The 15449-nt window shown below is 45.5% G+C and carries 10 protein-coding genes; 2 read left to right on the top strand and 8 right to left on the bottom strand.

Going from position 1 to position 15449, the window contains the following annotated elements; genetic code table 11:
* Window positions 1-344 precede the first annotated feature (344 nt).
* From PQO03_RS04210 to PQO03_RS04190, 5 genes are all read right to left on the bottom strand, one after another.
* Window positions 345-1790 (bottom strand): sulfatase family protein, encoded by a 1446-nt coding sequence (locus PQO03_RS04210; protein ID WP_274151379.1) that lies wholly within the window; start codon window positions 1788-1790, stop codon window positions 345-347.
* A 1-nt stretch (window position 1791) separates the two neighbouring features.
* Complete coding sequence (locus PQO03_RS04205) at window positions 1792-4665, bottom strand: glycoside hydrolase family 95 protein (RefSeq protein ID WP_274151377.1); 2874 nt, start codon at window positions 4663-4665, stop codon at window positions 1792-1794.
* Between the two features lie 214 nt (window positions 4666-4879).
* The gene (locus tag PQO03_RS04200) at window positions 4880-7078 is read right to left on the bottom strand and encodes a 3-keto-alpha-glucoside-1,2-lyase-like domain-containing protein (RefSeq protein WP_274151375.1); all 2199 of its coding nucleotides are present in this window, start codon (window positions 7076-7078) and stop codon (window positions 4880-4882) included.
* Window positions 7075-9390, bottom strand: a complete 2316-nt coding sequence (locus PQO03_RS04195) for a c-type cytochrome (RefSeq protein WP_274151373.1) — start codon at window positions 9388-9390, stop codon at window positions 7075-7077. Before PQO03_RS04195 ends, PQO03_RS04200 begins: the two co-directional genes overlap by 4 nt.
* A 4-nt stretch (window positions 9391-9394) precedes the next feature.
* A complete protein-coding gene (locus PQO03_RS04190; RefSeq protein ID WP_274151371.1) occupies window positions 9395-9682 on the bottom strand; it encodes a hypothetical protein in 288 nt (95 codons plus the stop codon).
* A 609-nt stretch (window positions 9683-10291) separates the two neighbouring features.
* On the opposite strand from PQO03_RS04190, the gene PQO03_RS04185 reads away from it, so the two are divergent.
* Window positions 10292-11197, top strand: coding sequence for a ThuA domain-containing protein (locus tag PQO03_RS04185; RefSeq protein WP_274151369.1), 906 nt, complete (start codon window positions 10292-10294; stop codon window positions 11195-11197).
* 210 nt (window positions 11198-11407) lie between these two features.
* Here PQO03_RS04185 and PQO03_RS04180 read toward each other — a convergent pair whose 3' ends face one another.
* The 3 genes from PQO03_RS04180 to PQO03_RS04175 form a co-directional block, all read right to left on the bottom strand.
* The gene (locus tag PQO03_RS04180) at window positions 11408-11704 is read right to left on the bottom strand and encodes a helix-turn-helix domain-containing protein (protein WP_274151367.1); all 297 of its coding nucleotides are present in this window, start codon (window positions 11702-11704) and stop codon (window positions 11408-11410) included.
* Complete coding sequence (locus tag PQO03_RS22050) at window positions 11697-11984, bottom strand: type II toxin-antitoxin system RelE/ParE family toxin (protein WP_420792849.1); 288 nt, start codon at window positions 11982-11984, stop codon at window positions 11697-11699. Before PQO03_RS22050 ends, PQO03_RS04180 begins: the two co-directional genes overlap by 8 nt.
* A gap of 740 nt (window positions 11985-12724) precedes the next feature.
* Window positions 12725-14164 carry a sulfatase family protein gene (locus PQO03_RS04175; RefSeq protein WP_274151366.1) on the bottom strand — a complete coding sequence of 480 codons (1440 nt, stop codon included), beginning with the start codon at window positions 14162-14164 and terminating at the stop codon, window positions 12725-12727.
* A gap of 253 nt (window positions 14165-14417) precedes the next feature.
* On the opposite strand from PQO03_RS04175, the gene PQO03_RS04170 reads away from it, so the two are divergent.
* The gene (locus PQO03_RS04170; protein WP_274151364.1) at window positions 14418-15446 is read left to right on the top strand and encodes a 3-keto-disaccharide hydrolase; all 1029 of its coding nucleotides are present in this window, start codon (window positions 14418-14420) and stop codon (window positions 15444-15446) included.
* The last annotated feature ends 3 nt before the right edge of the window (window positions 15447-15449 follow it).

Below are 15449 nucleotides of genomic sequence, written 5' to 3'. Positions count from 1 at the left end.
TACAGGATCATCTAGATTCTTAAAATAGAAAGATCGCATCCCGTCAATCGAAGCCTCTTTATGTCAATATGTTTATTTTATTGGGTTTTCCAGGGTGGATTTAGGATCCTGGCTTGAATGAAATGCTTGTGAGAACTTGAAAAATTTCCTGTCCATCCTGTAATCCGGTCTAGAAATGTTCTCTGCACCTCACTGCTCCTCCACGAAAATCTACGAAGAACCACTTATTTATTGAGTTAAACTTTTTCTAAGCTTGTCAATCATGCGCCGAACGGCCTTTGCTCTACCGCCGGGCCCATCAATCTATTTCGATATATTCAGGATCATCTTGGTAACGGATGTCACTATAGCCGCCATGGCCTATCGTCGCTTAGGTATAGTCGGAAGCTGTGATAGCTGGATTTTAAGCGTTCGGCCACTTCAGGGTACTGTTTAATAAGGTTAGTGGTCTCACCAGGATCTTTGGCCAAATCAAAGAGTTGCTCGACAGACGGGTTATCTTTCGTCTTGATGCCAGACCACACTCCGTTGCGAGGTCCTTTCCTGTATTTCCAATTTTTGCACCGCACCGCACTATTATTCTTTCTGTGGCCAAAGTAAAAGGCTGCATAAGACGTCTTGCCCTCCGGATCGCCTGTCATCAGCTTTAACATAGAATGCCCATCAGGTTTCAGCTCGGGCGGAAGCGCAACGCCGGTCATTTCGGAAAATGTTGGCAGCAGGTCCATGGCTGTTGCTAATTCTGCCGATTCGGTTCCTCGCGGGATCATATCGGGCCAGCGCATCACACAGGGCACCCGCTGCCCGCCTTCATAGCTTGATCCCTTACCGTCGCGGAATGGTTTTGCCGAACCACAACGATCGCGCATAATTAACCATGGCCCGTTATCGGACGTGAATATAACGAGGGTATTCTCGGCAACACCGTTTTTTTTCAGGGCATCGAGAATGCGTCCCGTATTGAAATCGATCTCTTCAATAACATCACCATATTTTCCACCCGCACTTTTACCTTCGAATTCAGGTGAGACATAAAGCGGAATGTGCGGCATCGGGTTAGCCAGGTAGAGGAAAAAAGGTTTATCCTCGTTAACACTCTTTTCAATAAAGCTGATGCCTTCGTCGGTAAGCCGTCGGGTGATCGTGGTCTGGTCAAGCGGAAATTCGATACACTCCTCGTCGCGCATCAGTGGAACTTTACCACCTAAAACTCGCTTTTTTCCCTTCGACTGTAAAAATGCCTCCGCTAGCTTTTCCAGAGAAAGCCCTTCACGAAACGTGCAGTCATCGGCGTATTTCATATTCTTTGCCGGCCCCATATCGTTGCTATAGGGAATTCCATAAAAGGAGTCAAAGCCCTGATTGGTGGGCAGATACTTTGCTTGATCCCCCAAATGCCACTTCCCGGGAGCTAGCGTAGCGTAGCCAGCAGACTTGAGAAGCTCTGCAAGGGTGAAATGGCTCGGATCAAGACCATGACCACTGTCCGGAAAAATTACATGCTCAACTCCTACTCGTTGAGGGTAAGATCCAGTCATCAGCGCTGCCCGTGACGGGGAACAGACAGATGCAGCCATATAAAAGTTCGTGAACCGGCGCCCCTCTTTAGCCATTTGGTCAATACGGGGGGTTTTGATTTTTGGGGCCCCGAAACAGCCGATATCGGCATACCCCATATCGTCATTAATAATAATAACTATATTGGGCTTGGCCTGTCCTGCCATCACGGGCAGCATGCTTACTCCCGCGACAAACAGGGCGGTAATTATCGTTTTCAGCAATCGGCTCATTCTATTGTTCCTCTAAGTTAGCGTTAAATTTGATTTCCTGCCCTGGCTGCATATCCAATTTGACGACTTTATCACCGTAGCGCAGGGTGCCTGTGCCGCCCGCAATGGAGGTGACGGAGGCCTGTTTGAGCTTTCCGGCTGCCCATTCGATATCCATTTCAAAGCCGCCACGGACCCGCAGGCCAGTGACCGAACCAGTCGGCCAGCCGTCCGGCAGTGCCGGCAGCAGATCGATCAGAAATGAGCCATCCGGATTGCGCAGATGACTTTGCACCAGTAATTCAGGCAGCCCCCCAGAAACGGCCAGGTTGCCCTCCACTTGCATGACATAGTCCAAACCTTCCCACCAATACTCCGGGTAGCGCTGGGCCCCCTTGCTACTGGGACATTGGTTAAACATATTGTTGTTCATCAGGGTGCCCAGCATACGGTCATAAGCGAACGCAGCCCGGTCTCCATCGCCCAGTCGCGCCCAAAGCGGTGCCACCCAGCCTTCGCTCCAACCGGTACCTCCGCCACCTCCACTGGTGCGTACCTCCAGTGATTTACGGGCGGCCTCAAGGAGTTTTGGGGTGGAGGCATTGATCGTGTCACCAGGATAAAGCGCATAGAGATGCGATAAGTGGCGGTGTCCACTATGCTGTTCCTTGAACTCTTCCGGCCACTCCAACAGTCGCCCATCCGCCTTGCTAACCTGATAGGGCTGCAGCTTTGCCATCGCCTGCTCTAATTCCCGCTTAAAGGCCAGTTCTTCAGCCGAATCCATCTTCAGGATTTGCTGTGATTCCAGGCAGTTCTGGAACAGCTCCATCATGATCTGGGTATCCATCGCCGAACCATAGGTGACGTGGCCTTTCTTGCCGTCCCGGTCGGTGAAAGTATTCTCGGGCGAGTTCGAAGGGAACATCACCAGTTTCCCGGCAACGGAAGTTCCCTGCGGAGCTTCGACCAGTGTATCGAGATAGAATTGAGCCGCCCCCTTCATCAGCGGATAGGCGCGGTTTCGCAAGAACTCAGCGTCGCCGCTGTAGTTGTAACGCTCCATCAGATGGCGGCACAACCAGCCCGAACCAAAAGTCCATGTCATAATACTGCGTGCTCCTCCGATCACCGCACCCGCAAAGGCGTCAGTCCGCAGGCCCAGCACCCAGCCACGGGCGCCATATACGTCACGGGCGATCTTTGTGCCAGCGGGCACGAAGGCCTCTATAAATTGGTAAAGCGGCTCGGCACATTCACTCAGGTTGGCGACATCCGACGGCCAGTAGTTCTGTTCGAGATTGATATCGAGTGTGTAACTGGCCGACCAGGCTGGATTGGTGATGTCTTCACTCCAAATCCCCTGGAGATTTGCGGGGACCGCCCCTTCCCGAGAACAGCTGATCAGGATATAGCGACCATACTGGAACAAGAGGCTGATCAGTTGCGGATCCGGCGAGACCGCTCCGTCTTGATAACCGCTTCTTTTATACGTCTTGGCCCACTCCTGCATGGCTGCAAGTCGCTCACTAATGGGTTTGGCGGCCTTTTCTTCGCCGCCCAAATCAAGGGTGACTCGGTTGAAAAGTCCCTGGTAATCCTTGAGGTGGCGCTGCTTTAGAGCATTCCACCCTTTCGCACTGACACTGGATAAATTCTTTTCGCAGGCGACCGCCGGGTCCTCCCCCAGGCTGTAGGGGTCTTTGTAGTTGGTTCCGGCGACAATAAAGATCAATACCTCGTCCGCGTCACTCACTCGAATGAGATTGGCATCGGCTTTTACCGTGCCACCCGTGCTGACGATACGCACTCGAGATTCAAAGGTGAGGCCGTCGGCTGCCGTTTGGCCACGCATCACCAGCGTGTCAGAACCAATGGATTGAGTCGAAGCGCCGCGTTCGCGGTCGAGCTTGGCCTCGAAAGATATCTTGTTCTTTTTGTTGGCAGTCAAACGAACCACAATCGCCCGGTCAGGGTAGCTGGCAAAGACCTCACGGGTGAACGTGGCGCCTTGGTCTTCGTACGATATTCTCACCATCGCGTCGTTTAAGTCCAATTCGCGGCGGTAGTTCTTCGCATGGCTTAGGCTATGCGTGAACGCCAGCTTCAGATCACCCAAAGCCTCGTAACTGCGATTGCGGCGTAGCCCCATGACCTTATTGAGGACCTTTTGGGCCTCATCAATCTGGCCTTCGCGGAAGAGTTGATGCCCTTTTTGAAAAATTTCGGGTGAACCCACGACAGCGGTCTTATCGACCGGATTGGGATCACCGGACCACAGCGTCATCTCGTTCAATTGCAGGTGCTCCATATCGGGGCGTCCGCTGACCATCGCACCCATGGAGCCATTGCCCACTGGCAAATATTCATCCCAGCTTCGACTCGGACGATCGTATTCTAGCTTGAGTGGCGATTCCGCCGATGAACTCAAGGGCCCTAGCGAAGATGAGTCTTGCGCAAATTCTAGCTCGATTTCAGCGACCTGAAAATGCGACGAGTCATGCGGCTTAAACACAAAACGGTATGCCTTAAAGGACTGCTTAGTATCCACAGTAAAGCGCTTAGTCATGCGACGCCGTTCAAATGGTGTGCCTAGGTTCTTTTCATCGAGGAGCAGCCAATTGCTGCCCTCGTCATTGGATCCTTCAAGTCTCCATTCAATTGGATCACGTGTCGGAGCATCTCCAGCAGAGGTGAAGGAATAGCCTTGCAAGGGCGTGCTGCTTGCTTGCTCGTAAACCATTTGCCACACTACTGGTATGCCACCATGATGGACGCACCATTTCGTGCCGACATTTGCATCGACCGTCCGATCGACCGCCTGAGTTGCAGCAGAGCGGGACTTGCTAACATTGGAAAGCCCCAAGGAAAGCGGCGACGCTGTCTCTAATTTCAATGACGATTCCGCCGCACTCAGAGTGAAGACTCCTAAGAGAGTGGCTAGGATTGTAATCAGGCATGATTTATTCATATTTCTAAAAAATTATTTTAACATTAAATCTGGTGACTTAGAAACAACAAACAGAGCAAAAACCTGCGCATTAGTCCAGTCCTAGGCTCTTTTAGAGCTTAGGTTTAAATCTTTTTTTTTACGCCCTATGTCCCTCTATTTAGCGCTTAGTTTTGTTTTCAAGGAACCAAATATTGCGAAAGCGAACCGGGTTATTGTGATCCTGCATCCCTAGTGTTCCGCCCCCCTGGCTAGTGCTAGTTTTGAAGTGATCCTGAATCAATACATTATTGTGATAAACCGTGAGGCTACCTAGACTAAGCTTCTTACTTTTTGGATTTATTTTCGAGCGCTCAAAATAAATATCATAACATTGCCATTCACCAGGTTTACGACAGGCGTTAACGAGAGGGATTGACTTCTTGTACAAAGCTCCCGCTTGCCCATCCGGGTAAGTTTGGTTTTCATAAGAATCTAAAACCTGAATTTCGGGGAAGCCCTCAATAAAAATACCACTATTGCCGCGCCCCTGACCTTTGTTAAGGACTTTCGCCGGCGAGGCCCACTCAATATGTAAGTGACCTTCGGTCAAAATAGACTCTTGAAAAATATTTATTCCCGTGGGGCTCAACACCTCCATCGCCTGCTCATTTCTGAGTAGCTTCCACTTCGGATTGCTTTCTTTTGTGCGCTTATTCGGCTTCACCTTCCAGCCTTCAAGGGAGCTACCATCAAAAAGAATTTTTGCGCCTTTGGGTGCGGCAAGCATTTCGCCCTGATACTTGGGCTCAACGACCTTCGGGGGCGTGACTTTTATTGTGGGATCCGCTGCCAAAGCAACTTTGGGGATATATTCAACAAACGTATCAGCATCGGGTTTGCGAATGATTTCTTCACCGAGTACTTCGTTGATGCTATAATAGGCTTCCTGGTGAAGCAAAAACTCTCCTTTGACAGTCTTAATTTGTGGAAATTTAAAATTATAAGTATGGCCCTTAAAGATCTTGTCTAATTCAATCTCGAGTGACATTTGATCCTGACTGAGCTTGGCCGAGGTGACTTTGATCGTCTCTTTATCAACCTCAGGGCTACCATAAGCAGCACGATAGATCCACGTATTGGCGTCAACGAGGTAGGCGCCCAATGCTTTAATGGTGGAAGGGTCTACCTTCTTGGTGAACCTTAGCTTAAAGCCTTTGGGGGTGATATTCATGCGTTCAATCTCAAAGGGTACTTTGCCCGTCCATTCGACTCGCTGTAAGGCGCCGATTTTTTTACCAAGGGAACCCCAACCGCGATTGGTGCCACAGGTAAACATTGAGCCGCGCTCAGTCATCAGCATATAAAGATTGCCCGAATCAAAGCCCGACTTAAAGGGAAAGGCCACACCTTGATAATTGCCTTTGACCTTTTCCATATAAACTCGACTGACCATCGACCAACTCTGATCGTTAACAAATAGTTGCCCGCCAAAAGGACCAAATTTCCCCTTTGATTTATCGTAGTCCAAGCCACTTGTCGATTGCCCTAATTTTGCGTGGGGAAAATTGACCGCTGGTGGCAATAATTCAGGCATGCGCTGGCGATCAATAACGAGACGACCACCATCACTAGGCTCAAAATTTTTCGCCCCCTTTTTAAGCAGTTCCAAGGATGCATTACTATTGGGGTTACCTTGAAAGGAACCCACTTTTAAATGCTTGATCGAGCTAGTGCCATTCCATAAGCCCTGATTATCAGAATAGAAAACATCTCCCTCTTGGTTGAAGCCAATGCCTCCTGGTGAACGTATTCCCGTAGCAACAGGCTCCATCTTGCCATGTTCATCTACCGTAATCGCCCAACCACGATAATCAGCCCTCGATTTTACAGAACCCGTGAGGCAAAGCACAATCCACATCTTGCCATCTTTATCGTGCGGTGAACCAAAGGCGTATTCATGATAATCGCCCATGATACCCCAGTCATCGCTGACGCATTGGTAAAAGTCAGCTTTGCCATCTTTGTTCTCGTCGCGGAGGCGAGTCACTTCCGAGCGCTGAACGACCCAAATATCGCCTTTGTAGTAGGACATGCCAAGTGGTTCATGCAGGTCTTTGGCAAAGAGTCTCCAACGATCATTCGTCGTGTCGTCATCATAAGCATTTTCAATGATGTAAACATCGCCAAAACGTGAACCAACGGCAATTTTATCATTGGGCAACTCCACCATACAGGAGGGTTCAAAATTGCTGCCCTCTGGAAGGGGAATATCAGTGATACGGTAATAATCGCTTTCCTTTTTTATCAGTTCGGGACTAGCTTTTTCCGCGGCTAAGCTAGTGATAAAAATAAGATTGAGTAGGATTAAAAATCTCATATTGAAAGGCCTCTTTTAAGCTTTTTATTCTTGTATAAATAATCGATTTCTAGCTCAGCTTTGCCATCCTTGAATTTTATCGGCACGAGGATCTCGATCTCGTCATTCGCTTTTGGATGTAGCTCGATATTCGGTATTGGGGGCGCGGCAATATCTTTTTTCCACACCACGCGACGCTCAGCATCAAGTAGCGAAACACGAAAATTGGCGAGGCGGTTACTAAGAACTTTACGGTTCCAGACGACGACCCGGTCTACAGAAGTCATTTTTTGCAGGTCAAGTTCCCACCATACATCGTTGCCGGGTTCTTTGGTGTGAGTTATTTTATGAGAGACGACTCCGTCAATTGCGTACTTAGCTAGGCCACCGTGAGCGCGACTCACTTGAGAGGCCTTGCCTTTTAAGGCGACGTTTTCGCCGGCGCTAAAAACTTCTACCTCGGCGAGCGTGAGCGTCTTGCCCTTACCGGGGATTTCAATGCGAACATAGCGCCCCTGTGTAGTTCCATCACTATCCTTCGCTACCAAGGATGCTAAGTCCTTTGAAGCTTCAATCTGGCCTTTGGCAGCGGGCACAATTTTGGCCGGTGGGTAACGCAGCAAAGCATTGGCCACATGTACGCTATAGTCATTGTCTATCGTGTAGAAATCTGGCTTGCCTTTTAGCTGAGTCACTTTACCCGCAGCAACTCTGAAGTAGAGATTTTTGCGAGTATCTGTACTGTTGAACTTAAGAGTTCTTCTCAAGCCTGCTTGATCTGGAATGGCATCGAAGCGATCCTCTATTTCGACATCTTGGTGACGGTAGATAAAGGTCGGTATATTTTGTTCGTCGACTTTGTAACCACCGAATTTATTGGGACTACTATTGATTTTGCTCGGGTCGCGATTGAGATCCTTTGGCCAAGCGCTTAAGGCAGTCGCTAATTGACTAATCGGCGCTCCTAGGGGCAGTTGAATCGAGCTATGACTGATGAGCGCGTTGTGGTTCATACCCCGAAAATACCTAGAGGGGCCAATATCGAGAAACTTTCCTGTCCACATTTTTGAGGGATACATATTGGCGACGTCATAGCTGAAATTAAGGCCACCAGGCAAGGCTACGGAGATCGAACGAGCGCCCTCGCCCTTGAGGAAGTTACGAAAGACCACGGCCTGCTTATCTTGACTTTCGAGCATGATTGTAGCGCCATCGTTATAGCGATCCGTGAACTTTTCAGAACTCAAGTACTGTCGTTTTAAGTCAGTGGCTGATAGCGCTAGCTTTAAATAATTATTATTTTTTCCGGCAAGGTACTCAACTCTAATTTTCTTTTTACCAGGCTCGAGCCTAATTAACTCCAGGGTCTCACTTTCTTGCTTACTGATATTCTCGATAATGACTTGTCCATCCAAGTAAACTCTAGCGCTACTACCTGCAGCTAACTTAAAGTTGTACATCGCTGGTTTTTTCACATCAAACAGGCCCTCAAATACCATCGCGTAGTTAGCCGCCATCGCACTAAGGCTAATATCCATCTTGCCATGTGGGATATGCCCCGAGTCGTGTTCCTGTATTTGAGAAAAATCTGGAAAAGTCTCATGAGAGCCTTTATAAACTTTGTACTTGAGTTCACTCACCAAGGTCGATTTTTTATCTTTAAAAGTTTTGATGTGGGCTATCACATCGCGCATATCCTTGTCGCTGCTCAGTATCGCCGTCATCGCTTTCATCTGCATCGCGGCACTTGACTCATCGCCGCGATGGCCATTCTTAAAATCTTTGAGCGTTTGATAGAGGTACGCGTCACTTTGTCCCTTTAAGCGCGGTGCAGGCAAGGCTGGATTACTATTGCCCTGCGCAGTATTACCATGGCAGTGAACACAACTAGCATAGAGTTGCTTCCCTCTTTTATGGTCAGCTTTTTTTAATGTTTCACGAGAATCGGCCAAGGGCAACTGCGTCGCATAGAGCATGGCCTGATACTGATCCTGTGTCGAGTAGGCCTTCAGCGCTTCGGCCATTTTCTTGGCTCCCACTGACTTGCGTTTGCCACTGACAATCGCCTCAAACTGATCCTTGAGATAGGGATCAGAGAGTACCGTTAGATTAGCCGATATTTCTTTGTCGTGAAACCCGGCTCCAGATGCCCCATGGCAAGCAAGACAAGATTTGTTGTAGAGCTCTTTTGAGGGTAGCTCTTGTGCATCCACGCAGACGGGTGATAAAACCGCTAATGATAGCAGCCCAGTAAGCTGTTTTCCCCACCCCCGAATAACGGCTGGTGAGCTACGATATTTTAAATACTTACCTAAAAGGACATTTATTGACATTTGTTTATCCAAAATTAAAATTAATCATTCGACCGAAGGGAAAATTAGTGACGTCATCAGCTCGATAAGTCGGCTTCACTGCATCGAGAAAATCGAATTCACAAGCCCCCTCAGAGTGAAAATCATCGACTAAGCTGCCTGGCGTATTCATTCTTATAGAACGTTTATCGCCAAGGAAACTCGTCATTTTAGCCCCTACTTTCTTTAAAGTCGGCACTAGAAAACTGGCTGAAATCGCCTTCACCGCAAGCCATTCAATAAGAGTGTACTTATTACTTTTCTTTGATTTCATAAAACTAAATCCTCTTTGATGAAAATTGCGGAAATTCGCAAGCCTAAGCAACTCACTTAATAAAGTACTATACCATGGAAAATCACCACGTCAATTCTTGTCATCCTATTTAACATGAATAATAAACTTGCCAGCTCAAGCCACCCCAAGATGTGTTTTTTAGCTTATTATCTACAATCTTATTATCTACAAGTTGATTAAGTAATGATATAACAAACTTAAATCTTTAGCAAGTAGCGCAAGTTAATAATAAAAGACAATTAATGACATTGCCTAATAAACCATCATATAATAGGCTGATTGACTGCAATTTTGCACAATAATCTGACTATAAGTCCATCATCGCTGATATAAAAATAATACAATTGACCAGCGCTTCACAATTTAACCTGTCCCCTTGTCCCTTCAAATAAATCCCTAGGTATGTAGTCCACTCTTTAGAGTGCCGAATTGCCAAATCAATATAAAAAATCGCTTCAAAATTTAACCTATCCCCTTGCCCCCTTCAAAATTTAACCTGTCCTCTTGTCCCCCTTTGTCCCCTTGAATTAAAACACCTTTCGCTGTAGTGTTGAATTTCATGTTAATAATAATCCTACAGGAATCAGAATGAAAAAAATTATTGCTTTTTTTATGCTAGCTCTCATTACTAGTTGTGTGTCTCAAGACACTCAAATCAAAGTCCTTATTGTTGATGGCGTCAACAATCACAATTGGGTCGCTACTACTAAAGCAACCAAAGCAACTCTTTTACAAACCGGTAAATTTACTGTTGATGTCAGTACATCTCCGGGCAAAAAGGCCTCAAAGGAAGAATGGGCCAAGTGGAATCCAGATTTCTCAAAATACGAAGTTGTCGTCAGTAACTTTAACGATGGTGGCAAAACACTTTGGTCTAAGGCGACTCAGAAATCTTTCGAGAGCTTCGTCAACAATGGCGGTGGATTTGTCCCTGTTCATGCTGCCGATAATTCGTCATCTGACTGGCTTAATTACAACAAGATGATTGCCGTTGGTGGTTGGGGTGGACGCAAAGCTGGTAAGTCCGGATTTTTGTTACGTGATCAGGATGGCAGCTGGAACAAGTGTTGTGAAAAGGAAGGAAAAAGTGGCGGTCATGGTCCACAACGCGACTTTTTAGTTAAGCACGATAAACCAAACCACCCAATTGTTGCTGGTCTTCCTACTGAGTGGATGCACGCCAAGGACGAACTTTATCATTCGCTCCGTGGCCCTGCCGAAAATGTCGAAGTCATCGCCAGTTCTTTGTCAAAGAATGGCTCCAAGGTAAGAGAACCAATGATCCTAGTCGTGAAATTTGGTAAAGGAACTATCTGTCACCTGCCAATGGGACACGCTAACGGCAAGTCTCTACAGTGTGTTGGTTTTCAAACTATCTTAGCCCGTAGCACTGAATTTGCTGCTCGTGGCGAAGTCACTATTGCCGCGCCAGCTAATTTTCCAGGAAAAGATAAAGCCGTTATTGTCGAGCCAAGTAAGTTGCTTTGGAAATAACTCAATAAGGAAAAGTTTTGGGGGCAGGACACTTTTTCAAAAATAATGGCTCGATGAATTATCTCTAATAGTATTATATTAATATAGATATTTCTTAAGTGCTCTGAGTACTAATCCCTGTTTTTCAGTATTGAATATAAGAGCACTGATTTTCGAAACTTGGACGCAAAAAAGCCCGCTAATTAAAGCGGGCTAAAAAAGAATGTTTTTCTAAATTAAATGCAATTCAACATGCTTACCACAAGCATGAGCATACTTTTCGATGGTACTAACTGAGACATTACAGCCATGTTCAATACGAGAAATAACGCTTTGAGTCGTTCCCATAATTCTTGCTATGTCTTTCTGTGTTAGATTAGCTTTTTTACGAGCATCTTGGAGCTCGTTTGCTAGTGTGTATTCGAGATTAAACTCATGTGAAGCCTGCTCATAAGAATCAAGTTGACGTATTTCTTTAGCTTGAGCTTCTTGAGCTTTTTTCATTTTATTGAGGATATCTTTATTCATTGTACTCTCCTCTCTTAATTTTAGATATGATTTTTTGAGCTTGCTGCATTTCCTGTTTTGGAGTTTTCTGCGTTTTTTTAACAAAGGCGTGAACACCAAAAATGTAATCATCTTCATGATAAAAGTAAAAAACTCTAATTTGCTTACCTTTTCGAATACGAATTTCGAATAAGTCTGAATCTATCTTTTTGGCAAAGGGCTCAATTAAATAGCCTTCTTTCTCTAAACGATCTATGAGATTTAAATATTCGATCCTAGATTCTTCGCTTTGTTCATCTATAAACGTTCTAACTTTTTGGAGAGCTAAATATGTTTTTTTTGTTTTTATTCATAATCTATAATATATCGCATATAAGTAATATTCAAGTTGAGAAACTATCCTATTAGCTAGCCAGATAAGCACTTAGGCTTCTAACAATCAAGCAGAAATGATTTTTAGTACTATGAGAACCAATTCCTAACTCCGACAGCTCTGGAGCTCTGGTGGAGCTCTGGGGACAGGACACTTTTTTTGAGTTTTGGGGACAGGACACTTTTTTAGTTAGTTTTTACAGAGTTTTCCCCTTCAAAATTTAACCTATCCCCGTTTTACTTGTCCCCATGTCCCTAACCTGTCCACTTGTCCCTTAAACCTGGAAGATCCGCATTCCAATGCGGATGATGAAAATTAGTGTTTGAATTCAATGCCTCCGGCGGACGGAGAGCCTCCGCGGGCGGGTAAAAAAAAACTATTCACCCGTGTGGAAAGACCTGTGAGTTTTGGGGACAGGACACTTTTTTAGTTAGTTTTTACAGAGTTTTCCCCTTCAAAATTTAAGCTATCCCCATAGTAACCTGTCCCCGTTTTACTTGTCCCCATGTCCCTAACCGGTCCACTTGTCCCTTAAACCTGGGAGCTCCGCATTCCAATGCGGATGATGAAAATTAGTGTTTGAATTCAATGCCTCCGCGGGCGGGTGAAAAAACAAGTAAAATCCCTTAAGTTCCCTACCTCCCATACCGTAGTACATTCATGAATCTCTACTTGAGTTTTCTCTCATTGGCAAAGTCTATGAATTCTTTATAAAGTTCACTAAGTCGCTCGGGATTCTCTTGCGTAAGCTCACTTTTTTCGCTTATATCTTCGGCTAGGTTAAATAATTTAAAATCACTGGGTTTAAGTTTAGCGGCATCACTATGCTTTGCAATTGAAACAAGCTTCCAGTCACCCTTGCGAATCGCATGGCGTCCATTAATCATTGCGGGCCGCTTGAATTTTTTGTCAGCATCCAAAAGTGTCTCTAGGAAGCTCACGCTATCGGGAGCCGCATGAGGGCTCAGTCTTGCTAAATTCACCTTAAGTAAAGCTGCGAAAGTCGCAAATAGATCGGTGGCGTTGATAATAGCTTGATTTTGAGTGCCTGCTTTTATACGATGAGGCCATTTAGCGATAAAGGGCACTCGGTGACCTCCTTCCCAGGCGTCTGACTTCATGCCTCGAAGTATTCCAGTGCTGCCATGCCCCTGCTCTTCCATGTTACGACTCGCGCCCGGACCGGGACCATTATCACTGGTGAAAATAAGGATTGTATTATTATCCAGCCCCGTATCCTTCAAGGCCTGATTGATCTGCCCGACTTCGTCGTCAAACTGCATCACAAAATCGGCATAGACACCAAGCCCGCTTTTGCCTTTGAACTCAGCGCTCGGAACCCAGGGTTGATGTGGAATCGTGGAGGCGTAATAAAGAAAGAAGGGCTGCTCTTGATCTGACTTTGCATACTCTTTTATCAGTCTGACGGCATCCGCACATAAGTCGGGACTTATATTTTCTAGTGCCATACCTTGGGCAAGCTGAATTTTAAATTTCGATTTTTTTCCGCTCCCGTTAATTTTATCTGCTTCTACAATGACTTCTGGCCTGCCAATGGCTTGACGGTTTTTGATATAGAACATCGGTGAAGCACTCACCGATGAATGCACTCCATAAAAATAATCGAAGCCACAATCTACGGGGCCACCTAAAAGATCCTGACTTAAATCAAAGGCCTTCTTATTTTTTGTTTTATCCATTTCAAAGCCCAAATGCCACTTACCCACCATATGAGTCTGATAATTCTGAGACTTTAAAAAATCCGCCACGGTATACTCATCCGCATCAATAATGGGATGCCCCGTTTTGAGTAAGGTATTTAAAACTCCCGTACGGCAGGGATTCGTGCCCGTCAATAAACCATAACGCGAAGGCGTACATGTTGTGGACGCTGAATGAGCATCCGTAAAGCTCATGCCCTCTTCTGCCAACTGATCGATATGTGGTGTCTTTATTTTTGACTGAGGATTAAACGCACCGCAATCACCATACCCTAGATCATCGGCAAGGATGATAATGATATTCGGCCTCTCACCCTCATTTGCCAAGGCATAGTCACTTAAACTACTGAGTACACAGAGCCCTATCGCAATGATCATCTTATTCATAAATATATTCCCAAATTTTCTTATTAAGATATTATACAGAATCCAATATATTTTGTTACACTTTTATTATTCCCTAAGCATTTAATCCTTTCAAAAAAAATCTAAATAAGTAAAGGAGCTCAATAAATATAGCTAAGATTCAATGATTTGACTAAAATGTTCAAAAAAAGCTCTTTTATTCGCTAAGACTTGTAACAATGCTTCACAAAATCTTGTCTAAGAATTATATACTTATTCAAACAAGGTTTTTATTATGAAGTTTATCGCCCTGCTCATAACATTATTTAACTTAGGCTTACTGGCCGAGACACAAACTGTCTGGACTAATCCCACTGAAGCCCAAGCACTCAAAGATTATCAAATCCAAGGAGAGTATCAAGGTAACGGCTATGGCGCTCAGGTCATTGCACTGGGCTCAGGTTCTTTTTCTACTGTTGTCTATAAAGGCGGTCTTCCTGGCGATGGTTGGGACGAAAAAAATAAAATTGTTTTAGATGGTGTCCTCGAGGCCGATAAAGTCATTCTCAAGTCAAGTACCGGTGCCCGCAAGTACTACTCACCAAAAGCAGAGACCTTCACTCCTGTAAAACAGTTTCCCCCTAAAGGACAAATAAACTGCTCTGGTTTCATTCAGAAGTCTTTGCTTTCACTGAAAATCAAGGATCAGACTCTAAAGCTTCAAAAACAACAACGTACGAGTCCTACTTTAGGTGCTAAAGCTCCTGCCAATGCGATCGTTCTATTTGATGGTAGCAATATCGAAGCTTTCACTCGTGGCCGCATTGATGAAGTCACTAAATCTCTTCATACCGATGCCAGAGATCTTTACAGCAAAGAAAAATTCAATAATTATAGCATGCACCTAGAATTCATGACGCCTTATATGCCTTCTTATCGCGGTGCTAAAAGAGGCAATAGTGGCATTTATCATGTCTGGGATTATGAGCTACAGATCTTGGATTCATTTGGCTTGGACGGCGTACATAGCGAATGTGGTGGCATTTATAAAACTGCCGCCCCTAGAATTAATATGGCTTATCCACCACTCACTTGGCAGACTTACGATTTAGATTTTACTAATTCCGTATTCAAAGATGGCAAAAAAAACAAAAGTGCTTACATCACGGTGAAACTCAATGGCGTTCTTGTACAGGATAATACCGAAATACCCGCAAAGACGGGTGGTTCACGCAAAACTCCTGAGGGTGAAGCTGGCCCTTTCCGTTTACAAGGGCACGGCAACAAAATTCAATACCGCAATATTTGGCTAATCAAAAAATAGGTT

This window comes from Lentisphaera profundi, from assembly GCF_028728065.1.
Lineage (GTDB): Bacteria > Verrucomicrobiota > Lentisphaeria > Lentisphaerales > Lentisphaeraceae > Lentisphaera > Lentisphaera profundi.
The sequence above is the reverse complement of the archived record's forward strand: the minus strand, read 5'-3'. Positions and strand labels throughout refer to the sequence as shown.

What these genes read in the sequence shown, in the direction of transcription:
- PQO03_RS04210 (WP_274151379.1), bottom strand. Translation starts at nt 1,790, where the DNA reads ATGAGCCGATTGCTGAAAACGATAATTACCGCCCTGTTTGTCGCGGGA.
- PQO03_RS04200 (WP_274151375.1), bottom strand. Translation starts at nt 7,078, where the DNA reads ATGAGATTTTTAATCCTACTCAATCTTATTTTTATCACTAGCTTAGCC.
- PQO03_RS04195 (WP_274151373.1), bottom strand. Translation starts at nt 9,390, where the DNA reads ATGTCAATAAATGTCCTTTTAGGTAAGTATTTAAAATATCGTAGCTCA.
- PQO03_RS04190 (WP_274151371.1), bottom strand. Translation starts at nt 9,682, where the DNA reads ATGAAATCAAAGAAAAGTAATAAGTACACTCTTATTGAATGGCTTGCG.
- PQO03_RS04185 (WP_274151369.1), top strand. Translation starts at nt 10,292, where the DNA reads ATGAAAAAAATTATTGCTTTTTTTATGCTAGCTCTCATTACTAGTTGT.
- PQO03_RS04180 (WP_274151367.1), bottom strand. Translation starts at nt 11,704, where the DNA reads ATGAATAAAGATATCCTCAATAAAATGAAAAAAGCTCAAGAAGCTCAA.
- PQO03_RS04175 (WP_274151366.1), bottom strand. Translation starts at nt 14,164, where the DNA reads ATGAATAAGATGATCATTGCGATAGGGCTCTGTGTACTCAGTAGTTTA.
- PQO03_RS04170 (WP_274151364.1), top strand. Translation starts at nt 14,418, where the DNA reads ATGAAGTTTATCGCCCTGCTCATAACATTATTTAACTTAGGCTTACTG.